The following is a 24,746-nucleotide window of genomic DNA, read 5'->3' on the forward strand; positions in this document are numbered from 1 at the left end:
GTGACGCTCGGTCCCCTAGGAGTCACGCTGGCTCCACTCCAATCAACCATTCTGCAAAGGTGTTCTCCTGTGAACAGTAGGAAACAATATAATGGCTCCTCACTGTTACTTTGAAAGAAGAACAGGTAAGGATTCTCCAATTTTAATGCTGGAGCCATCCATTCTTTATGACATCTATCATGTGAGTAGTAACTACTTTTAATATCTCTAATAAAATGATTGTTACAAGGATTACGCTTTTATTATTGAAAAAAGATTAGAATCGTAGTAAAAAGTCCTCTTTCAGTCATTTATCTACAAATCATTTCTCCATTTTCACAAAGATGCCACCGAACCTTTTAGCATTTCGTATTTAATAAATCAATTGTAAAAAGTCTTCTGTTGTAATGCCACCGAAGTATGTAGGAATGTCAATATCCTTCAATACCTCCGCTATCGCCGTTCTATCATAATTTGCTCCAATGAGTCGCTGCTCTACATCAGCTATATCGCCTACACCGAAGAAATCGCCGAAAATATGTGCTTCCTCAATGACACCATGATTGACTTCTAAACGAATATCAATACCACCAGTTGGGAAGCGATGTGTCTTTTGAATATTAAAACGTGGGGATTTGCCATAGTTCCATTCCCATGTTTGGTAACGTTCTGCTGACAGCTTTTGAATATTAGCCCAATCTTCCTCTGTTAATTCATAATAACGAATATGCTCTTCTCCACCAAAGATTGATTTTAAAACTTCTAAACGGAAATCCTCAATTGTCATTTGTTTTTGTAAAAACTCCGAAATATTCGCTACACGTGAACGGATAGATTTGATGCCTTTTGATTCAATTTTATCCTGTTTCACTTTCAAAGCAGAAACGACTGCATCAATTTCCGTATCAAACATCAATGTACCATGACTAAACATGCGCCCTTTTGTTGAGAATTGGGCATTCCCTGAAACTTTACGCCCCTCTGCTAAAATGTCATTACGTCCTGAAAGCTCTGCATTGACACCTAACTTCGCTAAAGCATCTACTACTGGCTGTGTGAATTTTTTATAATTCATAAAGCTATCGCCATCGTCTTTTGTAATAAAGCTAAAGTTTAAATTGCCCAAGTCGTGATAAACTGCACCACCCCCTGACAAACGGCGTACCACAATAATACCGTTATCCTCTACATAATCTGTATTAATTTCCTCAATCGTATTTTGATTTTTACCAATGATGATGGAAGGCTGGTTGATATAGAACAGTAGCACAGGCTCTTTCTCTACATCCATCGTTTTCAGTAAATATTCCTCAATAGCAAGATTAATACGTGGATCATGAATCCCTTTATTATCAACGAAAATCATCGTTTTTTCCTCCTTTATAAGGTGTTCCCATTTATTTTAACGTAAATTAGGCATTTTGTGTTGACGAAAGACATCTGTTATAATACAATAAACAATATATAAAACAGTAATAGTACAGAAATACTTAAAAGGAGGAATGAACGATGCTAGATAATATTATGGAATTCTTCAGAAGCCTGCCTGCAAAGCAATGTACACAGTGTGGTGAAAAAATGGAAGAGCAAAGCGAATCCTACCACAACACTTGTGACAAATGTAATTGTTTATAACACATTAAATTTTCAGAAAAGTCAAAATAAATATTGACTAAGTATATCTGTTATAATACAATTCAATATATCAAAACAGTAATAGTACAGAAAATATGAAGGAGGCGAATCATATGTTAGAAAACGTAATCGAATTTTTCAAAAATCTACCTGCAAAACAATGTGCGAAGTGTGGCGAACACATCGACGAGCAAAGCGAATGCTACCACAACACTTGTGACAAATGTAATCACCTATAAGGCTTAGCATCAGTCACAAAATTTTTTATCACAAAAAATCAGAATTTTCAATCAAACTAACCAATAATCGGAGGAATATATGATGTTAGAAAACGTAATCGAATTTTTCAAAAACCTACCTACTAAACAATGTGCGAAGTGCGGTGAACATATCGACGAGCAAAGCGAATGCTACCACAACACTTGTGACAAATGTAACTGCCTATAAATCCAAGTAGCTGATAAGCGTGTCAGCTACTTTTTTTGTCTCTCACCGTAAAAAGATGATGACAATCATAGAAAAAATACTGGATTGATGTCCACTCATAAAAATTCTATTGATTATTTTAGTTTTTACCAAAAGAAAACCACTCACCTTACACGATGAGTGGTTTTACTGTTGATTTTAGTTTTCAGCTACTTTAGAGTAACGTCTTGTGTGTAGCAGCATGAAGTAACCGAATGTAATGGCTAAGAATGCTACTAGGAAACCAGCTAACACAATATAGTTATGTGTTAAGAATGACATATCACCTGTTGAAATACTTGCTTTAAATGCTTGAACTGTATATGTCATTGGTAATAATTTATTAAATACTTGTAATGGTGATGGGATTAACTCAAGTGGGAATGTACCTGCACTTGTTGTTAATTGTAAAATTAACACAATAATCGCCATAAAGCGTCCTGGATCACCAAAAATAGAAACGAGCATTTGAATTAATGCTAAGAATACATAGCTTGTTAATAACGCTGTGAAGAAGAAGTGGCTGAAGCTATTTACTTCGATGCCTAAGCCCCATTTCACAATCGCAATTGTTAAGATTGTTTGAATTAGCCCTACTGCTGCTAATACTGTTACTTTACTTAAGAACCAAGATGTTCCATTTTTCGGACGAATTGCTGGCTCGACAAGTGGGAATACGATTGAAATTAACAATGCCCCAACGAATAAACCAAGAGAAATAAAGTATGGTGCGAAACCTGTACCATAGTTTGGCACATGGTTAACTGCTTCTTTATCTATTTCTACTGGACTACCAACCATATCATATGTGTCTTGATTTGCATGTACTTCATTTGCTTTCTCGCTTGCTTCACCTAGCTTACTAGATAGAGTAGATGTACCATCAGCAAGCTCTGTTGTTCCATCTACAAGTGTAGTTGAACCATCTGCTAATTCACCTGATTTACTCGCAAGTGTTGATGTACCTTGATTTAATGTTGTCGTACCAGTTGCTAATTCATTTAAGCCTGATGCCAATGTTTTAGAACCTGTTACAGCTGTATTGACACCAGCATTTAATTCACCTAATTTTGCTGCAAGTGTTGCATTACCTGCTTGAAGGCCTTTTGCTCCTTCCATTAGTGCACCACTTTTTGCTGTTAATGCATTTGCACCCTCTAATACTTGTGCCTGCCCTGCTGCAATTTGTGTTGCACCTGAACTTACTTGATTTGCACCAGCTTGTAATTTTTCTGTACCCGCTGATAATGAACTTAATCCATTATGCACGCCCGCACTACCTGCTTGTAACTCAGCCAATGCTTTTGTTAATGCCGCTGCCTGCTCTTCTGGTAATGCAGCCATCACACCTTGTAATTGGTTAGCTAATGCTGTAATACCTGCTTCTACCTTCGCTGAGCCTGCTGTTAATTGACCTGCTGCACCATTTAATGTACCAGCGCTTTCGGCAATCGATGCTGCACCTGCACTAATTTGTTGCTGTTTCTCATTTAATGTAGCTAAACCACCTTGTACTTTCGCTACACCATCTGTATATTGTGCTACACCTTGTTGCAAACTTGCTGCGCCATTTGCTGCTTGCTGTGCGCCTTGCTGTAATTGCACTGTACCATCTTGTAATTTCACTAAACCTGTTGATAAATCATTTGCACCTTGTGCAGCCTTGTTAGCACCTTGTGTAATTTTATCTGTGCCATTTGACAGTTCAATTGTGCTTGATGCTAATTGTTCTAAATAGCCTTTTAAATCTTTTGCCCCATTGGCAATTTTTTGTGCACCTTCATCTAATTTAGCAGAGCCATCTGCTGCCTCAGTAAAGCCATCACCCATTGTTGCAATCGAATCAAATAATTTTTCAGCATATGTCTTCGAAACCTGTGCATTTACTTCTCCACGTATACGATCCATTGCTGTCTCACCAATTTGAGCACTTAAGAAGTTGAAACCTTCATTAGGGATGTAATTTATCTTCAATTTAGAAGGCTTATCATCTAGCAATGTTGTTGCATGCTCTGAAAAATTTTCTGGAATTTCTAAAACCATGTAATAATCTCGACCATTTAAGCCTTCTTCAGCCTGTTCCTTCGATACTTCAATAAAATTAAATTGCTCACTATCGACGAGCTTATCAACTAATGTATTACCTAAATCCAGCTTTGTCCCATCCATCTCAGCACCTTTGTCTTCATTGACAACCGCTACTGGTAGATTCGGTAATTCTTTATAAGGGTCCCAGAATGCCCATAAAAACATACCCGCATACATAACTGGAATAAATAATACAGCAATAATTGAAACAAGCATTTTTCTTGTTTTGAGTATTTGTAGCCACTCAGCTTTTATCATATTGCTATCACTCCTCTATTTTTGACCAAAATCATTATCGAGCCATTCTAACACAAAAAATTCCCAATTTCTACATTAAGTTAATAATAAGCCCCGAAAAATCGTCTCTTGAAAAAGATTAAGAATTCTCTCCTCTTCAATCACTTCTCCGTGAGACTCATACCAGTCCACAACAAATGCTAAATATGCCTTAAACAATAAATAGCTAACTAATTGCCCATCACAATTTTTAATTTCACCTGTATCGATACGTCTTTGAATCAGCTCTGCAATATAGGAAATGATTTCTGTTTCGATTTGTGCTAAAACTTGTTTAACGGCTGGTGTGCGTAGTTCCTTTTCCTCCTCTATTAACTTTGCAAATAAAAGATGTTTTTCACGGAACTGTAGCAATTTCATCAAAGCTTGATGCGCATTGTCCATAAAACTTGCGGAAGCATCTAATACTGCATCTGCTTCTATTTTCATTTCGTTCACAAGTGACATAACAATCTCTTGAAACAGTATTTCTTTATTTGCAAAGAATGTATAAATCGTACCTTTACCTACATTTGCAATTTTCGCTACTTGTTCCATCGTTGTTGCCTTATAACCGAATAGCGTAAAAGACTTTGCAGCCGCTTCAAGAATTTCTTGTCTACGATCCATTCCAAGCATCCTTTCTTTTTGAATTAAAATGACCATAAAACCATTTCGGTCATCTGGTCATTATATTATACCCATTCTAAAAAAAATGCAAGTAGATAAGTGTAATTTATTAAATAAAATTTTATGAACCCTTATAGAGCGAATTATTGATAAATTGCAACTGCGCTAAATAAAAAAACATCTGTATCCACTACTAACAAATAAGTTAGTATGTATACAGATGTAAACACGCCAAGACATAATATTACTGGTAGCCAATTCAACTCCTAGTTGCACATAAATATTGACGCTAAACTATAGTTAATGATGATTCGTTTCCTTTTTACCATGCTCTGAATGTTCCATCTCACCATCCATCATATGGTCATCACCATCTTCTTCCTCAGGTAAAACCTTTGACATATCAGGATTCCCCGCTGTAAATTGTTGCTTTGGCATATTATGAATGCCATTAGCCGTTGTATGGGCATACATATAGTAGACACCATCATGGTCAAAGATTGTAGTTGCTTTGTATATACCATCCTTATCTAACTTACCTTCAATCATTTGACCTTCGTCACGCTTGCCAGATTCCCATACTTCAAATTCTACTGTCGCATTATCCACGTCTTTACCACCTTGTTCAACTTGGACTGCTAGCTCAACCTTTGCATTAATTACGATTTCCTGTGGTGTTAAAATTTCCACCTCTAACATTTCAGGCATCTTTGGTTCTTTTAGCTCTTTTTCACCACAGCCTACTAATAATGCTGGAACTGCTACTAACGCTACTAACCATTTCTTCATTGTTATTCCTCCATTAATGGCATCCTAATTTTCACAACCGTGCCTTTATTTACTTCACTTTTAATTTCCAACGTTCCCTGTAGCTGTTTCACTAACTGTTCAACGATGGACAATCCTAGCCCACTGCCACCATCTGCACGACTTCTTGCTTTGTTTACACGGTAAAACCGTTCAGTGACATGCGCTAAATCTTCTGATGCAATACCAATCCCATCATCCTTAATCATAATTTCAGCATGATGATTGATGCTCTGTGCGACTACCTCCACAGTGGCCTGTTCATAGGAATAATTAATCGCATTTTCAATAATATTAATAAAAATTTGTTTCAATTTGAGTTCATTTGCCTCAACGATTAATGTATCATCGACCTCTAGCATAAGTGTTATATTTTTTTTGTTAGCCTGCTGACTCATAATAGCTTGCACATCACGCAAAGTTTCAGCAAGTGGCATCGGATATAACTCAATATCGGTTTGTTCATTTTCCATACGAGCTAATTGTAGCAATTCGTTTGTTAAACGCTCCATTCGATTTGCTTCTCGGACAATCAACTGAATGGTTTCTTCCTGTTGTGCATCCTCAATCATGCCATTATGAATGGCTTCACTATAACCTTTCACATAGCTAATCGGTGTTCGTAGTTCATGTGATACTGTAGCTAAAAAGGTCTTTTGTGCTTCATCCTCCTGTTGAATAGACGTAGCCATTGTGTTAAATGTGCTCGATAATCTCCCTACCTCATCCTTTGAATGGACAGGGACACGCACGCCATAATTTCCTTGTGACATTTGCTCAACCGCAAGCTGTAGATCACTAAGTGGACGCATAATATGCCGAATTCCTTTATAAATACCAAAACCAATCACAATTAAAAATAAAAAAGCGCTTCCTATTAAAAAAATAACTTCTTGATTTGCTAATTCACTAATTTTCGCTAATGGATAGTAAATGTAAATAATACCTTCCAACCGATTTTGATCGACTAATGGCAACACAACAGATATAAGCTGTCGGTCAAAGCGGGGCTCATAGCCAATTTTTTGTATATACTTCCCTGCTAATAACTGCTGTCTTTCTTCAAAGCCTATTAATGTAGCATAATCAATATCAAATGGTACACAGGCACTAAGCTCTCGTGGATTTCGCACCGCAAAAATATTCAAGTTGGAATAATCATTATAATTTTCAATCGTCTCGATAAAATCATCTGTTACCCTGCCACCTGTATAAATCGTTTGCAGTTTCGTTCCTACTTCAATCATCATATTTTCTGTATCCTCAACATACAGTCGCTTATATAAAAAATTGGTTAGCACATACATAAAGACTACTGTGATAATCAAAAAGAGGAACATCAATATCCAGATGCGAGTTGAAACTTTTTTCATGTGCTTTCATCAAAGCGATAGCCTATTCCCCACACCGTTTGTATATGTACTGCCGCTTCCTTTCCAAGTTTTAAACGTAATGTCTTAATGTGTGTATCCACCGTTCGTGTACCACCTACATAATCAAGATCCCAAATACGCTCTAACAATTGCTCTCTTGTATACACAGTACCAGCATTTTTCATAAATAGCTGTAGTAATTCAAATTCCTTTAATGTCAATGGTATGCTTTTATCATGGACAAACACTTTGCGAGACACTTCCTCCAATTTAATAGAGCCCATGACAATATGCTTTGGCTGCGTGTCAATTAGATTGGTGCCACTTCTTCGTAACACGGCTTGAATACGTGCCAGTAATTCTTCTATTGTAAAAGGTTTAATCATATAATCATCGCCACCTAATGTTAAGCCCTTTACTTTATCTTCATTGGAATCACGAGCCGTTAAAAAAATAACAGGCACATTGGACATCGCCCGAATACTTTGACAAACGGTAAAGCCATCTTCATGTGGCATCATGACGTCCAGTAATACTAAATCGATTTGTTCTCGCACAATGATGTCATATGCTTCTAAACCACTTGCTGCTGTAAAGGTTTCAAAATTAGAATTTTTCAGCATCATTTGGATTAAATTTCGCATATCCTGCTCATCATCAACAATTAATACAGTGGTCATGACGTTCCCTCCCTTACCAACAATTGGAATGCTCCTTTTCCAACATCCACAGTTTTCTCAATTTGACCATTTTTTATAAAATACAATGTATGGTCATCATAACCAGCAACGACAATATACGCCTGTAATTGATTCACAACAAACGGATTGGCGCCCACTTCTAAATGCCACTTCACATGACCATCCCAATCTACTACATACAATTCATTATGCCCATGACTAACAACGAGTACAGCATCCTTCGTTTTCGTTAATCCAACAGGCATCAGTGGTGTATCGATTTCTCCCACCAGCGCACCTGTCTCTAACTGATAACGCTTAATGGTCCGATTAGGCTTACTTCCTTCCCCATGCCCACCAATCCATAGCTCGTTTGTTTCTTCAATAATCGCTATACCATGAGCAGATTTAGGGATTGTCCATTCCTGTTCAACGCTTAAATCCTTCATAGCTAACACAGATAATGTCGTATCCTTAAAATTAATAACATATAAGTGGTCTTGAAAAGCTTCCATCGACATTGGGTAATTACCAACTTGTTGTGTAACAAGCTCCTTACCATGTTCATCAAAACTTGTTACCGTATTGGTCATACTGTTTGCAATAAAAAATTGCTTTGTCTTGTCCGCATAGTAAACATTGGTTGTCCCTAGCTTCACTTTTTTGGAATATAGCTTTTGTCCTGTTGATAATGTATAAACATCTATTTGATCTAATTGATGTCCAAACAATAATAGCTGATCAGGACCAAGCAATGTTGCTCCTGTATAGGCTTTGTCAAATGACCATGTTTTCAGGATAGTCCCTTGAGAATCAATAAAATTCAAGGAGGTATCCTGTATATTCAAAGAAGCAATAAAGGTTTGTTCTAATTGAATCGGTTCAAATGCCTGATTTTTACAACTAGCTAGTATTGTGATAAGTATGAGGAGAAACAGGAGCAGTATCCATTTTTTCACTATCATCACCTCTTCCCTTCTACTATACTTGATAATTGTGAAATCTGCGTGAAAGTTGATAGGTCATTTTATGACAAATCGTACACCTTTGCTCATCGCTCCTACATATACTATCCAAGATAAGCCTAAGGAGGAATCAGTCATATGGTGTCCATTAGTTTATGTATGATTGTTAAAAATGAGGAGGACGTTATCGGAAGATGCCTTGAATCTGTTCAAGCATTCGTTGATGAAATCAATATTGTGGATACAGGCTCGACAGATAATACAAAACAGATTGCTCTTCAATTTACAGATAGGGTTTTTGATTTTGAATGGATTCAGCATTTTGCTGCTGCTCGAAATTATTCCTTTCAGCAAGCTACAAAGGATTATATTCTTTGGCTCGACGCAGATGATGTGTTAGCAGTAGAAGATCAACAGAAATTAAAACAATTGAAAGAATCTCTCCCATCTGATATAGATGCTGTTTCTATGAATTATCATTTAAGCTTTGATCAGGAAGGGAAGGTGGATTCACTATTACGACGTTATCGTTTAGTACGAAGAGATAAACAATTCCAATGGATTGGTGCTGTACATGAATATTTAGAAGTTAGTGGCAAACTATTTGATAGTGATATTGCCATTAGTCACCTTCCACTCCATCACGACCATATGCGCAATATCACTATTTATAAGGAGCTTATTCAATCTGGTCAAACACTTTCTCCTCGTGATACATTTTATTTTGCGAATGAACTAGTTGATCATGGTCAATTTGAAGAAGCTCTTTTTTATTATGAACAATTTTTAATATCAAAATTAGGTTGGATAGAAGATAATATTCGAGCTTGCTACAAACTAGCAGACTGTTATGCTCATTTACAAGATACCGATAATTATATTCATTCCATTCTCAGAAGCCTAGAATACGATATTCCTCGTCCAGAAGCCTGTTGTCGACTTGGCTATCATTTTATGGAACAACATAAAAATCACGAGGCAATTTATTGGTATACACAAGCCCTTTCACTCCAGCAGCCTACTCATGCTCCTTTTCAAAATAAAGCCTATACTACTTGGTTACCACATTTACAGCTTTGCGTACTTTATGACCGCATCCAACAATATGAGCTTGCCAATACGCATAATGAGTTGGCAGGCTCTTTTTTAACACAGGACGCAAGAATTATTCATAATCGAAGTTATTTTAAAACACTTTTACAAAAGGAGAAAAATAGTTAAGTATACAAACATATAAGATTTTTGTGAATATAACTGAATTTCCACGGAGTTTTAGTTAGTAGTCTATCTCCTATTGTTTTCTCTGAATAACCTATAGAGGAAAGGAGGGACTTTTGTGCATTTCGGAAATTTTTTAGATAAGGTATGTAATAGATGTAATTCTTACCCATGCGTTTGTACTAAACGAAATATACCTAACCAAAATTGTCCTATTTGGCCTGTTAAGCCTGTTTGTTGCTGTGAGACAGGGGCTACTGGACCGACAGGGGCAACAGGTCCTACTGGAGCTACTGGGGCTACTGGTGAAATCGGGCCTGCTGGGGCAACAGGCGCTACCGGAGCTACTGGTGAAATCGGACCTGCTGGGGCAACAGGCACTACTGGTGCTACTGGGGCTACTGGTGAAATCGGGCCTGCCGGGGCAACAGGTGCTACCGGAGCTACTGGGCCTACTGGAGCAACAGGTGTTACCGGAGCTACTGGTGAAATCGGACCTGCTGGGGCCACTGGCAATACCGGGCCTACTGGAGCAACAGGCGCTACTGGGGCCACTGGCAATACCGGACCTACTGGAGCAACAGGCGCTACTGGGGCCACTGGCAATACCGGACCTACTGGAGCAACAGGCGCTACTGGGGCCACTGGACCGGCATTTACAGAAGGGTTTTCTGCCTTTGTCAGTACGCTTACCGTTAGTGGTTCTACTACAATCGGTAACTGGAGTGTTGCTTCGCCATACTTCACAACACCAGCATTTAATCCAACAACAGGTATATTTACTGTCCCAACTACAGGTAGATATTGCTTTGAAGCAACCATCAACTATTCCACAACCGCTGCTATCACATTAAGCTTAGGCGCTGGTATCAACCCATCCTTTGCTATCCGTCGCAATGCTTCAACTAACTTAATTAGTGGACTTTTCCCAGTATTAAATGTTGCCGTTACACTTCTTACATTACGTGCTGTTCTCGGAAATGGAACAGTAACATTAACTGGTGAAGTAGAATTAAATGCAGGCGATGCGATTGATTTATTTTATAATGCTAATGGGTTAACAATTGGGTTAACTCTTGGTGGTGCTAATTCGGGCGGTATTGTTTGGTCCTGTCACCGTATCTCATAGCTCCATTCTATATGAAAAGGACGTACACTGACTATCCATCCAGTGTACGTCCTTTTCTTCATTTCCCTGTACTTACAAATTCTTGTATAATTTCTTGAGCAACATTTCTTCCTTGCTCAACACATTCAGGAATCGAAATTCCTTCAAAAGAACTACCTGCTAATTTGACAGTTGGAAAATGGGTTTGAAGCTCCTGTTTAATGCGTGTGATTTTTTCTTCATGTCCTACCGTATATTGTGGCATTGCATTTTGCCAACGAGAAACGACTGTCATAAGTGGAACACCCTCTACACCAATTGCTCGTTCTAAATCAGATAACACAGTTTTTTCAATTTCCAAATCCGATAATGCTACAATGGTTTCGTCGCCTACTCGCCCAATATAGCTACGTAATACAATATATTCTTCGGGGACCATATTCGTCCATTTTCGGTTCATCCATGTGCAAGACGTAATAGAAAAATCACTGTTGCGAGAAACATAAAATGATAATGCATCTAATTCAGCCATTTGCTCTTTTTTAAATACCATAGTGACCGTTGCAATGGTAGCAGCCTTCATTGTGCTTAATTCCGTTAGCAATGCCTGTTTACTAAACATTTTTTCTACCATATGAAATGGTGTTGCAATCACAACCGCATCTGCATGAATCGTAGAAAAATTATTTAATATAACCTGAACTGTGCCATCAGGATTGTGCTCAATTTCTTCGACTTTTACACCTTTCATAACTGTCCCTGCTGCCAATGATGCCTCAAGATTTTCCACTAACGTCTCCAAGCCATTTTGAAACGTTTGAAAAATTCCTTTATTTTCAGCTACGATATGATTATCTAAAAAATTAGTACCTGATTTTTTCATACCAACTAATAAACTACGGTATTGTTGCTCTAATTGATACAACTCTGGAAAAGTAGATTGCATACTTAATTGCTCAATATCACCTGCAAATGTCCCCGCAAGCAGTGGTTCAACTAAATTTTCTACTACTTCTGCACCAAATCTTCTTCTAAAAAATGCCCCTAGTGGTTGGTCTTCACTTTGAGTAGAACGTGGAATAAAAAAATCTCCTGCCGCCCGTATTTTCCCACTTAACGAAAACAAACCAGACATAATAAATGAAGAAACATGTGGCGTTGCACCTGACATCAAGCTACTTGGAATTGGATAAAGATGGCGACCCACCGCCACATAAGTTGGTCCTGTATTACTTGTCACTAGCTCCTGCTCGATAGCTAATTCCTGTGCTAAGGAATGGACAGCTCCATTACGATCAAAAAAGGATTCTGGTCCACGTTCAATAATCAAACCGTTTTTCCTTAATGTTTGAATTTTTCCGCCAAGACGTAATGACGACTCGACAAGTACGACATCTAATGGCAATTCTTTTGCTTGTGCTTCTTTTTGCATATAGAACGCAGCTGTAAGGCCTGTAATACCGCCGCCAACAACAACTACCTTTCGTCTTTTCTGAGTCACCAACATCATCACTTTCTACTTGCTTAGCTTAGTTTTTTTGTAATTGCCGCTACCATCGCATCGATAAATAATGGATGTGTATTTGGCATTGCAGGACGAGCATAGTTTGCACCTAACTCATCACAGACTACTTTACATTCCGTATCATTATCATAAAGTACTTCTAAATGTTCTGTCACAAATCCAACTGGTGTATAAACAAACGAACGGAAACCTTTTTGCTCATATAGCTCACGTGTTAAGTCCTGCACATCAGGCCCGATCCACGGCTCTGGCGTTTGACCTGCTGATTGCCAACCAACCTCAACATTCGGTAATCCTGTCGCCTCTTGAATTAAACGTGCTGTTTCAATAAGTTGCTCCTCATATGGATCGCCTAGTTGTTTAATTTTTTCAGGCAATGAATGAGCAGATACAATTAGGCAAGCTGTTGCACGTTCTTCCTCAGACATCGCATTGAAAGCTTCGTTTACACGCATTTGCCAGTATTCAATGAATTTTGGTTCATCATACCAAGACTCTACAGAAGTAATTGTTACACGTCCGTCTGCCGCCTCTACTGCACGACCATTGTATGATTGAATAGAGAATGTTGAGAAGTGTGGCGCTAATACAATCGATACGGCTTCTGTAATTCCCTGTGCGACCATTTCTTCCACAGCATCTTCAATAAAAGGATGAATATGCTTTAAACCAATAAATAATTTATATTCTACATCATCTTGTACTTCATTTAAACGGGCACATAAACTTTCGGCTTGTGCTTTTGTTGCTGCTGCTAATGGCGATAGTCCACCAATTGCCTCATAGCGACTACGTAAGTCTGCTAAATGCTCCTCTGATGGTTTACGCCCATGACGGATATGTGTATAATACGGTTCAATATCTTCCTCTTTGTAAGGTGTACCATACGCCATTACTAATAAACCTTTGATTTTCTTCATTCTATTTCACCTCTATAGTAGTTTAAAAATGTTCTACTTATTTTGACACATACGCTTGAATTTGCTGTGCGCTATACTCATGAATAAGTGCTGTTAAACGTTTCAATACTTCTGGATCTACCTCTGGGAATACGCCATGTCCTAAATTAAAAATATGACCTGGCATTTCTAAGCCTTGATCAATAATGTCTTTTGTACGCTTTTCAATTACCGACCAATCGGCAAGCAATAAGGAAGGATCTAAGTTGCCTTGTACAGCTTTTGTAATACCATTTGCTTTTGCTTCTTTAATCGGTAAACGCCAATCTAGACCAACGACATCAATCGGTAAATCATTCCATTCTTTCGCTAAATGACTTGCTCCAACACCAAATTGAATAAGTGGCACATTTTCTTTTTTCAGCTCCGCAAAAATACGCGTCATAACAGGCTTAATGAATACACGGTAATCCTCTACATTTAATGCCCCTACCCATGAATCAAAGATTTGAATTGCTTTAGCTCCTGCTGCAATTTGAGCCGTCACATCAGCAATAATCATATCAGCTAATTTATCCATTAAAGCAAACCATGTTTTCGGTTCTGATACCATCAATGATTTTGTTTTATTATAATTTCGTGATGGTCCACCTTCAACCATATAGCTAGCAAGTGTAAATGGTGCACCCGCAAAGCCAATTAATGGGACATTCAGCTGCTCTTTTGTCAATAATTGAATCGTTTCTAAAACAAATGGTGTATGCTCTTTCGCATTAAATTCGCCTAATTTTTCAACATCTGCAATTGTACGAATCGGATTCGCAATAACTGGACCAACGCCAGCCTTGATTTTCACATCTACACCAATGCCAGGTAGTGGTGTCACAATATCTTTATATAAAATCGCTGCATCTACTTGATAATTTTCAACTGGTAGACGTGTCACATATGCACATAGTTCAGGTTGTTGTGTAATTTCTTCCAACGAATATTTTTCTTTAATCGCACGATACTCTGGCTGTGAGCGTCCCGCTTGTCGCATATACCATACAGGTGTGTGCTCAACACTTTCTCCTCTAGCAGCACGCAACAATGTATCATTAAAAGTTGTCATAAAAAAATTCCTTCCTCTCTCGCTAGCCCAAAAATTATTTATTTTACATTATTTCTTACCCTATAGTATTGATATCCGTTTTCAATAGTAATCGTTTCTTTTAAAATTGTATAGTTTTCCACGATAAATGTCATAAAATTGTTCTTTATCAAGTTTTTTTTGACAAATTCATCATTCTACATTTTAATGGGAATAATCACACTAAAGGAGATGATGGCATGTTTATATATTTCGCTTCAGGTACGGGAGATTTTCTAGAACAATTGAAAAATAAGTATTCCAATGAACATATGATTTTATTACATGGTGAGGGCAATGCTGTGCTTATACATGAAACGGAAGGAAAATCTGTATTTGCTACACCACGTCAATTTGAAGTAATTGATGCTGTCAATGACTTAGAAGAACAAGGCTTTTTTGTGTGTAACAACATTCCTGTGACAGATGAAGGTAGACCTGTCTTTGAACATCGTTTCCTAAATCGAGCGCGTGCAATTGAAAATGAACCAGGCTTTATCGCTTTTCGATTACTTCGTCCTATTAAAGAGGATACTTATATCGTCATGACGCAATGGAATGGACCCCATTCCTTTGAAGCTTGGAAAAATTCACAAGCCTTTAAAAATGCACATGCTGAACGCCAAGAATCAGTCGGAGCCAATCCACAAACTATTTTCTCAGCAGCCTCTTATGTGACAACTTACAATGTCGTACAACCAGAGGATACTAAATAAATCGTATATCCACATTTAAAAGCAAGGTTTCTGACAATATCCCATTGTCAAATACCTTGCTTTTTACGTTGTTATGGTTTGGACATCTTTGAAGTAATCTCGCTGACAATTAACACAATCAATATCGATAGATAGAACATTGGCTGTCCCATACTACATACCCCAACAATCACAGCTTGCACAATCATTGTCAATCGTACAATTTGCACAACGGCTATCTTTCTTGCACCTTCTGGCAATGGATAAAGCATGTCCATACGAAATTCTCCACTTGCCATCAAGGCTTGCTTCAATTGAATCGTTGTCGCAAAACTTAAGGCTCCAGCTACAATCCATGTCACAACAGGAATATCCACAAAGGCAGCTATCACTGCGGAAATAGCTGTTAAACGTAACCATAAATAAAAATGATCATCTGTGCGAATAAATGTCCGAAAAACTAAATATTTTTGGGTATTTTGCTTATGATATGGCACAGATCGATACAGCCAATCTAGCCAACCACGACGACGAATGCTACCACGTAAATGTGGCACATCTGTAAAATAATTCGCAAAGCGATAAAAACTCATCATTCGATTTTGTTCTAATTTAACAAAATGCTCATACGGTATCGGCTCACCCACACATTTTTTACGAAATACAGCACTATATACAACACTAATAACAATCACTACTAATGTGAAGATAAATTGTGTGTGCAGAGCCAAATAAATAACTAAACCAAAAATGACCGCTCGAATTAGTCGGTCCATCCATACAGATTGACCACGTTCACTATAACGATAACAAAATTCACCTTGTACACTTAAAAACTTCAACACAATCATGATAAAGAATACAAGCCAAATTTCTGTTGACGTAAGCTCTGTTACCGCTTTTAACAATGGAATCCCGACAATGTATACAAGTGCTACAAGCCATACCTGTGACCAAAATGTCCATGCCAAAGCCTTCTTAAAATATAAAGGCATTTTTGATTCTAATGGCAATAAATAGACTTGATCAGGCTCTCGTAATAACGAAGTCGGACGACTAAAGGCAAGTAAAATGCCTACCAACGCTGCCATGACGATTTCAGCTGGAAAATCCGTATCGACCACTTTAAGCCATTCACTATATTGATAGCCCCCTGCACCTATTAAAAAGACAAGGACAATAGCAATATGCCCTGTAAAAACGAACTGCATATATTTTTGCACTTCACTAATATAGTGATGAAAACGAGTGGACCATACATCACGCAAGTTCTTCATGATCCTTCTCCTTTGTCATGGCAATATATAAATCATCTAATGTAGCATGTGGCATATGGAAGGCTTGGCGCAAATCATCCATCGTTCCTTGTGCACGTACACGTCCATCATGCAGTAAAATAATACGGTCACAATATTTTTCAGCCGTTGATAAAATATGTGTAGACATTAAAATTGAAGAGCCCTCTCGTTTTTTCGCATCCATTTGGTCTAACAACGATTGAATACCGAGTGGGTCCAGCCCTACAAATGGTTCATCGATAATATATAAGCTTGGATTCACTAAAAAAGCACACATAATCATGACCTTTTGACGCATTCCTTTTGAAAAATGTGATGGAAACCAATTTAATCGCTTTTCCATACGAAATTCTTTCAATAAAATCTCTGAACGTGCCGCCAATGTTGCCTCATCTAAGCCATAAGCCATCGCCGTTAATTGCAAATGCTCCCGCAATGTTAATTCATCGTAAAGCACAGGTGTCTCAGGTATATAAGAGAAGGCTGTACGATACTTGTCCATGTTTTCTTTTAATGTCACACCATTGAGACGAATAGCACCCTCTTTTGGTAGCATTGTCCCAATAATATGTTTAATCGTCGTACTTTTCCCAGCACCATTTAAACCAATTAAGCCAACAAGCTCTCCCTTTTCAATAGTAAAAGACAAATCCTTTATTACTGGTTTACGTGTATAACCACCTGTCACATGTTGTACTTCTAATATTGACATATTTTCACTCCTCTTCTTATTTTCTATTTTATCAAAATTTAGCAAATGATAAAGCATTGAGTATGATAGAATGAGTGTATCATTTTACTAAGGGGGATTTTTTCATGAGCGATTGCCTATTTTGCAAAATTATTGACGGCACCATTCCAAGTACAAAAATTTATGAGGATGAGCATGTCTATGCCTTTACGGACATTATGCCTGTCGCAAAAGGTCATACATTATTAATTCCAAAGCAGCATTGTCAGGATTTATTTGAAATGCCTGAAGATGTGGCACGTAATTTATATGCGGTAGCGCCAAAAATTGCGAATGCTATTAAAGCTGCTTTCCAGCCCATCGGTATGAACACGATTAATAATAATGGAGCAGCGGCTGGACAAACTGTTTTTCACTATCACTTACACTTTATTCCTCGCTACGATGAAAAAGAAGGATTAAACTTAAATTGGCAAACACAAAAATACACATCTGAACAGCTTATTGAAGTGGCTGATAGTATTAAAGCCAATCTTTAGGTTATTGCAATTTAAAAATTTTTAGCGTACAATCACAAATAAGTTTCGCTAACGGTCATGAGGACACGTTAGGAGGCAAATAGAAGAGCTTAGCTGAGGAGAGAGAAAAATGAATACAAAAAATTTAGTATTATTGGCTTTATTAGTAGGTGTCGGCGCGGCGCTATATGTTGTCACACCTGGAATGGTCAATGGCATGAAGCCTGACTTTATGCTAACGATGATGTTTATTGGAATTTTATTATTTCCAACTGTAAAAGAAACATTTTTGTTATCCGTAACAACTGGTGTACTTTCTGGTTTATTTACAACATTTCCAGCAGGTCTTGTACCGAATATTATCGATAAAACCATTACAGGCTTCGTATTTTTACTGATTTTACTGATGATTAAAAAGTTAGCAAACCATCTTGCTATGTCGGCTGCTTTAGTTGGCTTAGGAACCGTTATATCAGGCACTGTCTTTTTATCAGTAGCGTTATTTATTTTCAACGCTAATGTCGGCGCAACATTCTCTATGCTTTTTGTAGGGGTTGTGCTTCCAGCAGTTGCATTTAATGTGGTCGCATTCATTATCATTTATCCGATTGTGGTCAAGCTGACAAAACGAGCAAAATTTACAACAGCCCTTTCACAAATTTCATAAAATGTACTATAAAATAGGAAGCGAAACAGTGAAAATCACTTGTTTCGCTTCTTTTTGCTTTTAGAATCAATGCCTTACATGGTTTAATAATACTTAACATACTTAGAAATGAGGTCATTTATATGAAAGCAAAACCTTTTTTAGTTGGACTTGCAGCTGGTATCGTTGGTGGAGCAGCAGCTATACTTTTCTCTACACCTCAATCGGGACAAGATTTACGTACTACTTTGTGTACAAACTTTTCAACAACGAAGGAAAAAATGTCAGATGTGCGCCAGCAAACAAAAGTTGTGAATCAATCTATTCAAACATTCACAAATGAAGCGAAGAATAATATACCAAAAATAATAACGGATTTAAAGCAATCCATTACTACATTCACCCAAGAAATTGAGCCGACAAAAAATAATTTGCAGCAGGATTTAGAGGCTTTACAGAAAAGTATTAGTGAAATCGAGCAAAACATAGCTCAATTCACTGAAACCAAGAAAAAAACACAAAAAACGATAAGCAACTAAAGACCTTTAGCTAGTATCTAAAAAAGCAATTTTATATTAGAAAAAACAAGAATACTATTATTTTTTAATTATTTAATTTTTCTAACTTTAAAGTTTTTTCCTTTACTGCTATAATAATTTTAAAATGATAAAGAAAGCAGTGGGTGATGGCTTTGTCAGAGGAATTATATACAAAAAAAGAAGCAATGCTTTACAGCCAAAGAATTGCACAATTATCAAAGGCTTTATGGAAAGCCGTTGAAAAAGATTGGCAACAATGGATTAAACCCTATGATTTAAATATTAATGAACATCATATTTTATGGATTTCATACCATTTAAAAGGTGCATCTATTTCCGATGTAGCCAAATTTGGTGTGATGCACGTTTCAACAGCTTTCAACTTTTCCAAAAAGCTAGAAGAACGTGGCTTTCTAAATTTTTCAAAGCGTGATGATGATAAACGTAACACATATGTTGAGCTAACAGCTGAAGGAACGGCACTTATTATTGAAATGAACAATAATTACCATAACACGTTCCATTCTGTACTAGAGGGCTCATTGCCTTTAAAAGAGTTATATGGCCGCTTCCCAGACTTTTTGGATATAATGGCGGTTATTCGTAATATTTATGGGGACGATTTCATTGATATTTTTGAACGTTCATTTAGAAATTTCCGTGAATCCTTCGATACATTAGAAGAACAACCAACTGTCAATAGTTAAACCAAAACAACACAAATCTACCTTCGATTTGTGTTGCTTTTTTATGTATATTCCCACCTTTACAGCAATGAATAACCATGATAATCTTGTTGCACAGCATAAGTAACAAGCTGAAATTTTTTCGGAGTTGATTCAAGCCATGCATTGCTGGAAAATATTAAATCTGAGACATCATTATGGCATTACACGTATTGTGATTCTTGCAGCCATTATTTTTTTTATGGTGTTTTCCTTTTCCTATGTCACATTAAATTTAACTCATCATGAGCCCTATACAGATCGATTATTTTGGTTATTTATTTTAACACTAATAGTGCTTTATCCTATTCACAAACTTTTACATTTTTTAGCTCTATCAGATTTACGTGCCTATTTAAAATTACGCATACGCCTTCATTTTCATGTGTTGCCTGTTTTACATATGCGTATTCGAGAGCCTTTACCAAAGAATCGTTATATCATTGCCTTACTAACACCTTTTATCGTCATCAATATATGTATACTATTAGTTATCTATTTTTTCCCTTCATACACACACTATGGTACATTACTATTAGCGTGTCATTGTAGCCTTTGTTCTATCGATATGCTCTATGTGAAATTTTTACTAAAATCGCCAAAAAACTCTCAAATAGAAGAAACACCAAAAGGCTATGAAATTTTAGTACCACCATCTATACCGTAGTCATCTAAAACTTGTATTTTATTGATGCTTTTTGTTATGCTATTAATTATTGAGGAAGGGAGGAATAGATTTGCTATTAACAATTGTAGTAGTCTTCTCGGTACTATACTTATTCCAAATTAACCGTATGACATATGCGCTATGTATGCGACGCGAAATCCCAGAAGAAAACCAACCTAAAATATTCCGAACTATAAATATACTAATCACTATTTTACTTGTCTCATTCTATATTGAAATTTTATATGCAGTCTAACTTGAATCTTAACCAATAGAATATTTTCATGTAAAAAGCTAAGGATACATTCATCCTTAGCTTTCGTTGTTTAGTATAGGAACGCTGCTCCTACAATGATTAACAAAATAAATAGCACAACTAATAAAGCAAAGCCTGAGCCGTAGCCACCGCCACCATATCCTCCGTTGCTCATAACTTCACCCCCCTTCTTTCTTCTATCCTATGCGTCTAAAAAATCAACATTTAGGCGATATTCAAAGGGGAACCATTTTTGTTTTGAGAGCGTTTATGTTATAGTAAAAAACGGACGAAAAAATGTTAGGAGCGTATATTTATTATGAAAAAAACAGTTTTATCTTTAACATTAGCAGCTTCTGTATTAACACTAGGTGCTTGTAGCGGTGGCGATGACAAAGCATTAGTCACTTCTAAAATTGGTGATATTTCAATTGGTGAATTCAATGAAACAGCAAAAAATTTAGCAGGTGCTAAAATATTACAACAAATGGTGACTGAAAAAGTATTAGCGGATAAATACAAAGTATCCGATAAAGAAATCCAAGAAGCTTATGATTCAGTAGCTGCACAATTGGGTGACAACTTTGCACAGGCACTTAAACAATATGGTATGACAGAGGATAGCTTTAAAGAGTCTTTACGTGTAGAATTACTTCAAGATAAAGCCTTGGAAGAAACATTAGATACGAAAAAATATTACGAGCAAATGAAATCCGAATTAAACGCACGTCATATTTTAGTTGCTGACCAAGAAACAGCAAGAGCCGTAATTGAAAAATTAAAAAGTGGTGCAGCCTTTGCAGATGTAGCAAAAGAATATTCTACAGATACAGGTTCTAAAGAAAAAGGCGGCGAGCTTGGTTGGTTCTCTGTTGGTGCAATGGTCGATGAATTTAATGATGCAGCATACGAATTACCATTAAATACGATTAGTGAACCTGTTAAATCGGCATTTGGTTATCATATTATCGAAGTAACAGATAAACGTGATGTAAAAGATATCGGTTCATATGAAGAAGAAAAAGAAAAAATTAGTCAAACAATGCTTGGCAAGTTAAAACAATCAGATGAATTCCAAACAAAGGCACAGGATATTGTGGCAAAGTTAATCAAAGAAGCTAATTTCAAAACATCTGATAAAAATCTACAAGGTGCTTTAGATACATTAAGTATGACAAGCGAAGAACAAGCAAAAGCAGCTGAAGAAGCAGCTAAAAAGGAAGAAAAGAAAGAAGATAAAAAATAATTATCTTAAACAAAAAGGCAACTATGTTATTTCTCAACATGGTTGCCCTTTCTTTTGCTTAAATCGTTGGCTTATAAAATGAACGGTTATCGAGTGGGAATAATCTTTCTGTAAATTCACCAGGCGTTGTTTTTTGCAACGCTCTTGTTAACATATTCATCTTTGCATCAATATTATCAATATAATGTAAGATTTCTGCCTCTTGAATCATTGGCTTCTTTGGACTACCCCATTCTTCCTTACCATGGTGTGCCAGTACCATATGTTGAAGCAGCATGACTTCTTCTCCTTCAATTTGTAGCTCGCTCGCTACTTTTGCAATTTCATTGACCATAATCGTAATATGACCAAGTAAATTCCCTTCTATTGTATACGTTGTCGCAACAGGTCCTGATAGCTCAATCACTTTACCAATATCATGTAAAATAATGCCTGCATACAATAAATCGCGATTTAATGTTGGATATAAATCAGCAATTGCTTTCCCTAAACGAAGCATGGATACCATATGATCAAGCAAGCCTGAAGCGTAATCATGATGATTTTTCGTAGCTGCTGGATAAACTAAAATAGCCTCTTGATGCTTTTTAATCGTTGCACGTGTAATGCGTGAGATATTTGGATTTTTAATGTCGAAGAAAAACTGTGTAAGCTCCTCATATAATTGTTCTTTCGGTGTTGAGGAAGATGGAACTAAATCATGAATCGCTATTCCTTCTTCTGGTTTAGCTACACGAATCGCTTTAATACGTAATTGATTTTTCCCTCGATAATCGTGAATTTCGCCACCAACACGTACAATCGTCTCAGCACGATACATATTTTCATGTTCCTCATTTGTATCCCATAGCTTTGCCTCAATATCACCACTTTTATCTTGTAAAATGAGTGACATAAATGGTTTACCAACAGTTGTAACTCCTTTTGTTGCTTGTTTAATTAATAAAAATTGATCTACGGCTTCTCCAACCTGGAGTGTTGTAATTCCTTTCATCTCGCCGTCACGCCCCTTTCATTACACATATCCATCACGATTTATTGTATTTCGATGATTACCCAATTCGTGACATTTACTATGGTTTTCATCTTGCTTCAGGTGCCCTATTAGCTACTGAATCAAGTAAAAATAAAACATTCGGTATTCATATTGTACCATTTTACGCCTCTATTTTCGATTAAATACCTTGTCTCAAATTTTCCACAATTTTCGAAATTTATTAAATGATATGTTAGTTTTCTCGTGAAGTTTATCCAGCTTCTAGGTATAATAACGATATACTTCAATAAAGGGTGGGTTTAAAATGGAGAATTATCGTTTTACAGCTTTTGAAAAAACAGGGGAAACATTATTTGATGAAGTTTGGACATTTGAAAACGATGCAGCAGCTAAAATCAATGGACAACAACAAATTGAAGAAAAAGGTGTAGCTGAAAAAACACATCGTCTTGTCAACGCAGCTGGCAAATTAATTTTATTCCATGTATAAGAACAAGCTGGTGAAGGAGGCTCTTTCACCAGCTTGTTGAAACTTATGTATATCTAATCCGTATATATACTTGTAGCAACATGATACAAGAAGGAGAAACGATTTTATTTTGAATCACTGACTGAAAAAGCTCTTATTTTTCGTTTACATCATAATGATAGCTGAAACATACTATTCAACGATGATGTTTGAGTCTAAGCTTCCGCCTCGTCTACAAATACAGACTGCGCAAATAGCTCCTCAAGCCATTGTCCATATGCGGTAACAAAGATTAACAAAAAAAGACTGTTGATGCGTATTGTATCAACAGTCTCTTCTTTATTTACCTACAAAAGCGGGCCTTCTTTTTGCTACAAATGCTTGAATTCCCTCTAAATGATCAGCTGTTTTACGCATAGCAGATTGTCCCTCTGCCTCCATGGCTAAAATGCTTTCTAACTGTGGCAAATTTTGTGTATGCAAAATTTTCTTCGTTGTTATCATGGCAGTCAATGGAGAGGCAAGTAATTTTGCGACAAGTTGGTCAGCTACCGCAAATACAGTACCATCTGGCGCAATATGATCAATTAAACCGGCATCCAATGCCTCTGCGGCCGTTAAAACTTTGCCCTCCCAAATCAATTGCTTCGCTTTTACTGTACCAACACGTTCCCTCATAAAGAAATGACCACCACCATCTGGAATCAAACCAATGCCGATAAAATTCATCGCTAGCTTACTATTCTCACATGCCACGATTATATCTGCACCTAATGTTAAACTAAAGCCTAAGCCAGCCGATGCACCATGTACTGCTGCTATTACAATCATTGGCAATTGATAATAAGCCTTTGCAATACGTGTTAAATACGTCATAGCCACATCTATATCAAGCGGTTGATTTGTATCCAGCATTGCTTTAATATCGCCACCCGCTGAAAATACTTTTCCTTCCCCTCGAATGACAAGCACTTGCATCTCCTGCTCTTGCTGTAATGCCTCAAAGCAATCTGCTAGCTCTCGCATCATAACAGCATCCATTGCATTCATTGCCTGTGGTCGATTTAACGTCAATATCCCATAACGCCCTAATTTTTCTAAAGTAATTGTTGAAAATTCCATTCTGACACCCCCGAAAATATGAATAACCATTCATTTATAATTATTCGTGTTCGATTGAAAAACTCCTTCTTTTCTACGCAAAAATTGTACACAATAT

At 37.0% G+C, this 24,746-nt stretch carries 29 protein-coding genes; 14 read left to right on the top strand and 15 right to left on the bottom strand.

The annotated features are described in order from the left end of the window. Positions 1–352: 352 nt before the first annotated feature. Positions 353–1,345: a lipoate--protein ligase gene (lplA, locus tag OPF91_RS15115; RefSeq protein ID WP_264989743.1), complete on the bottom strand. Its 993-nt coding sequence runs from the start codon at positions 1,343–1,345 to the stop codon at positions 353–355. A gap of 158 nt (positions 1,346–1,503) precedes the next feature. On the opposite strand from lplA, the gene yhfH (OPF91_RS15120) reads away from it, so the two are divergent. The 3 genes from yhfH (OPF91_RS15120) to yhfH (OPF91_RS15130) all read left to right on the top strand — a co-directional run bounded on the left by yhfH (OPF91_RS15120) (position 1,504) and on the right by yhfH (OPF91_RS15130) (position 2,061). After that, on the top strand, positions 1,504–1,614 hold the full coding sequence (yhfH, locus tag OPF91_RS15120; protein WP_373877065.1) for a protein YhfH: 111 nt from the start codon (positions 1,504–1,506) through the stop codon (positions 1,612–1,614). Between the two features lie 113 nt (positions 1,615–1,727). Continuing rightward, complete coding sequence (gene yhfH / locus OPF91_RS15125) at positions 1,728–1,853, top strand: protein YhfH (protein WP_264989745.1); 126 nt, start codon at positions 1,728–1,730, stop codon at positions 1,851–1,853. An 82-nt stretch (positions 1,854–1,935) separates the two neighbouring features. Beyond that, a complete protein-coding gene (gene yhfH / locus OPF91_RS15130) occupies positions 1,936–2,061 on the top strand; it encodes a protein YhfH (RefSeq protein ID WP_264989746.1) in 126 nt (41 codons plus the stop codon). A 177-nt stretch (positions 2,062–2,238) separates the two neighbouring features. On the opposite strand, the gene OPF91_RS15135 is transcribed toward yhfH (OPF91_RS15130), so the two are convergent. From OPF91_RS15135 to OPF91_RS15160, 6 genes are all read right to left on the bottom strand, one after another. Continuing rightward, the gene (locus OPF91_RS15135; RefSeq protein WP_264989747.1) at positions 2,239–4,425 is read right to left on the bottom strand and encodes a YhgE/Pip domain-containing protein; all 2,187 of its coding nucleotides are present in this window, start codon (positions 4,423–4,425) and stop codon (positions 2,239–2,241) included. A 75-nt stretch (positions 4,426–4,500) separates the two neighbouring features. Then, positions 4,501–5,073 carry a TetR/AcrR family transcriptional regulator gene (locus tag OPF91_RS15140; protein WP_264989748.1) on the bottom strand — a complete coding sequence of 191 codons (573 nt, stop codon included), beginning with the start codon at positions 5,071–5,073 and terminating at the stop codon, positions 4,501–4,503. A 300-nt stretch (positions 5,074–5,373) separates the two neighbouring features. Then, entirely contained in the window at positions 5,374–5,862 is a 489-nt protein-coding gene (locus OPF91_RS15145; protein WP_264989749.1) for a FixH family protein, read from the bottom strand. Positions 5,863–5,864: 2 nt separating this feature from the next. Further along, complete coding sequence (locus tag OPF91_RS15150; RefSeq protein WP_264989751.1) at positions 5,865–7,130, bottom strand: sensor histidine kinase; 1,266 nt, start codon at positions 7,128–7,130, stop codon at positions 5,865–5,867. 119 nt (positions 7,131–7,249) lie between these two features. After that, positions 7,250–7,933, bottom strand: a complete 684-nt coding sequence (locus OPF91_RS15155) for a response regulator transcription factor (RefSeq protein ID WP_264989752.1) — start codon at positions 7,931–7,933, stop codon at positions 7,250–7,252. Next, on the bottom strand, positions 7,930–8,898 hold the full coding sequence (locus OPF91_RS15160) for a YncE family protein (protein ID WP_264989754.1): 969 nt from the start codon (positions 8,896–8,898) through the stop codon (positions 7,930–7,932). Before OPF91_RS15160 ends, OPF91_RS15155 begins: the two co-directional genes overlap by 4 nt. Positions 8,899–9,036: 138 nt before the next feature. Between OPF91_RS15160 and OPF91_RS15165 the strand changes: the two genes are divergently transcribed. Next, complete coding sequence (locus OPF91_RS15165) at positions 9,037–10,119, top strand: glycosyltransferase family 2 protein (RefSeq protein ID WP_264989755.1); 1,083 nt, start codon at positions 9,037–9,039, stop codon at positions 10,117–10,119. A gap of 115 nt (positions 10,120–10,234) precedes the next feature. Continuing rightward, on the top strand, positions 10,235–11,245 hold the full coding sequence (locus OPF91_RS15170) for a hypothetical protein (RefSeq protein ID WP_264989757.1): 1,011 nt from the start codon (positions 10,235–10,237) through the stop codon (positions 11,243–11,245). Positions 11,246–11,303: 58 nt separating this feature from the next. On the opposite strand, the gene hemY is transcribed toward OPF91_RS15170, so the two are convergent. Genes hemY through hemE form a run of 3 tightly spaced genes read right to left on the bottom strand, consistent with a single transcriptional unit; the run spans position 11,304 to position 14,762 of the window. Then, positions 11,304–12,734, bottom strand: coding sequence for a protoporphyrinogen oxidase (gene hemY / locus OPF91_RS15175; protein ID WP_264989758.1), 1,431 nt, complete (start codon positions 12,732–12,734; stop codon positions 11,304–11,306). A gap of 14 nt (positions 12,735–12,748) precedes the next feature. Next, positions 12,749–13,669: a ferrochelatase gene (gene hemH, locus OPF91_RS15180; protein WP_264989759.1), complete on the bottom strand. Its 921-nt coding sequence runs from the start codon at positions 13,667–13,669 to the stop codon at positions 12,749–12,751. A 37-nt stretch (positions 13,670–13,706) separates the two neighbouring features. Next, positions 13,707–14,762, bottom strand: coding sequence for a uroporphyrinogen decarboxylase (hemE, locus tag OPF91_RS15185; protein WP_264989760.1), 1,056 nt, complete (start codon positions 14,760–14,762; stop codon positions 13,707–13,709). A gap of 218 nt (positions 14,763–14,980) precedes the next feature. On the opposite strand from hemE, the gene OPF91_RS15190 reads away from it, so the two are divergent. Further along, a complete protein-coding gene (locus tag OPF91_RS15190; RefSeq protein ID WP_264989761.1) occupies positions 14,981–15,496 on the top strand; it encodes an antibiotic biosynthesis monooxygenase family protein in 516 nt (171 codons plus the stop codon). Between the two features lie 71 nt (positions 15,497–15,567). Here the strand turns inward: OPF91_RS15190 and OPF91_RS15195 are convergent, their stop codons facing one another. Then, entirely contained in the window at positions 15,568–16,752 is a 1,185-nt protein-coding gene (locus OPF91_RS15195) for an ABC transporter permease (RefSeq protein ID WP_264989762.1), read from the bottom strand. Then, on the bottom strand, positions 16,736–17,485 hold the full coding sequence (locus OPF91_RS15200; protein ID WP_264989763.1) for an ABC transporter ATP-binding protein: 750 nt from the start codon (positions 17,483–17,485) through the stop codon (positions 16,736–16,738). The genes OPF91_RS15195 and OPF91_RS15200 overlap by 17 nt, the downstream gene beginning before the upstream one ends. A 104-nt stretch (positions 17,486–17,589) precedes the next feature. On the opposite strand from OPF91_RS15200, the gene OPF91_RS15205 reads away from it, so the two are divergent. The 6 genes from OPF91_RS15205 (at position 17,590) to OPF91_RS15230 (ending at position 20,815) form a co-directional block, all read left to right on the top strand. Further along, a complete protein-coding gene (locus tag OPF91_RS15205) occupies positions 17,590–18,003 on the top strand; it encodes an HIT family protein (RefSeq protein WP_264989764.1) in 414 nt (137 codons plus the stop codon). A 109-nt stretch (positions 18,004–18,112) separates the two neighbouring features. After that, positions 18,113–18,649: a tryptophan transporter gene (locus OPF91_RS15210; RefSeq protein ID WP_264989766.1), complete on the top strand. Its 537-nt coding sequence runs from the start codon at positions 18,113–18,115 to the stop codon at positions 18,647–18,649. Between the two features lie 122 nt (positions 18,650–18,771). Continuing rightward, positions 18,772–19,167 (top strand): YtxH domain-containing protein, encoded by a 396-nt coding sequence (locus OPF91_RS15215; RefSeq protein WP_264989767.1) that lies wholly within the window; start codon positions 18,772–18,774, stop codon positions 19,165–19,167. Between the two features lie 146 nt (positions 19,168–19,313). Then, entirely contained in the window at positions 19,314–19,874 is a 561-nt protein-coding gene (locus OPF91_RS15220; protein WP_264989769.1) for an HTH-type transcriptional regulator Hpr, read from the top strand. A 139-nt stretch (positions 19,875–20,013) separates the two neighbouring features. Next, positions 20,014–20,559 (top strand): DUF3267 domain-containing protein, encoded by a 546-nt coding sequence (locus OPF91_RS15225; protein ID WP_264989770.1) that lies wholly within the window; start codon positions 20,014–20,016, stop codon positions 20,557–20,559. Positions 20,560–20,629: 70 nt separating this feature from the next. Further along, a complete protein-coding gene (locus tag OPF91_RS15230) occupies positions 20,630–20,815 on the top strand; it encodes a hypothetical protein (RefSeq protein WP_264989772.1) in 186 nt (61 codons plus the stop codon). Between the two features lie 70 nt (positions 20,816–20,885). Here OPF91_RS15230 and OPF91_RS15235 read toward each other — a convergent pair whose 3' ends face one another. Next, positions 20,886–20,990 (bottom strand): YjcZ family sporulation protein, encoded by a 105-nt coding sequence (locus OPF91_RS15235; RefSeq protein WP_264989774.1) that lies wholly within the window; start codon positions 20,988–20,990, stop codon positions 20,886–20,888. Positions 20,991–21,134: 144 nt separating this feature from the next. Here OPF91_RS15235 and OPF91_RS15240 point away from each other — a divergent pair, with 144 nt between their 5' ends. Continuing rightward, positions 21,135–22,061 (top strand): peptidylprolyl isomerase, encoded by a 927-nt coding sequence (locus OPF91_RS15240; RefSeq protein WP_264989775.1) that lies wholly within the window; start codon positions 21,135–21,137, stop codon positions 22,059–22,061. Positions 22,062–22,119: 58 nt separating this feature from the next. On the opposite strand, the gene yhaM is transcribed toward OPF91_RS15240, so the two are convergent. Then, the gene (yhaM, locus tag OPF91_RS15245; RefSeq protein ID WP_264989776.1) at positions 22,120–23,055 is read right to left on the bottom strand and encodes a 3'-5' exoribonuclease YhaM; all 936 of its coding nucleotides are present in this window, start codon (positions 23,053–23,055) and stop codon (positions 22,120–22,122) included. Positions 23,056–23,362: 307 nt separating this feature from the next. Between yhaM and OPF91_RS15250 the strand changes: the two genes are divergently transcribed. Next, a complete protein-coding gene (locus OPF91_RS15250) occupies positions 23,363–23,548 on the top strand; it encodes a YhzD family protein (RefSeq protein WP_264989777.1) in 186 nt (61 codons plus the stop codon). 318 nt (positions 23,549–23,866) lie between these two features. Here the strand turns inward: OPF91_RS15250 and OPF91_RS15255 are convergent, their stop codons facing one another. Next, the gene (locus OPF91_RS15255; protein WP_264989779.1) at positions 23,867–24,649 is read right to left on the bottom strand and encodes an enoyl-CoA hydratase; all 783 of its coding nucleotides are present in this window, start codon (positions 24,647–24,649) and stop codon (positions 23,867–23,869) included. Between the last annotated feature and the right edge of the window lie 97 nt (positions 24,650–24,746).

This window comes from Lysinibacillus piscis (assembly GCF_026012395.1).
Taxonomy (GTDB): Bacteria; Bacillota; Bacilli; order Bacillales_A; family Planococcaceae; genus Lysinibacillus; species Lysinibacillus piscis.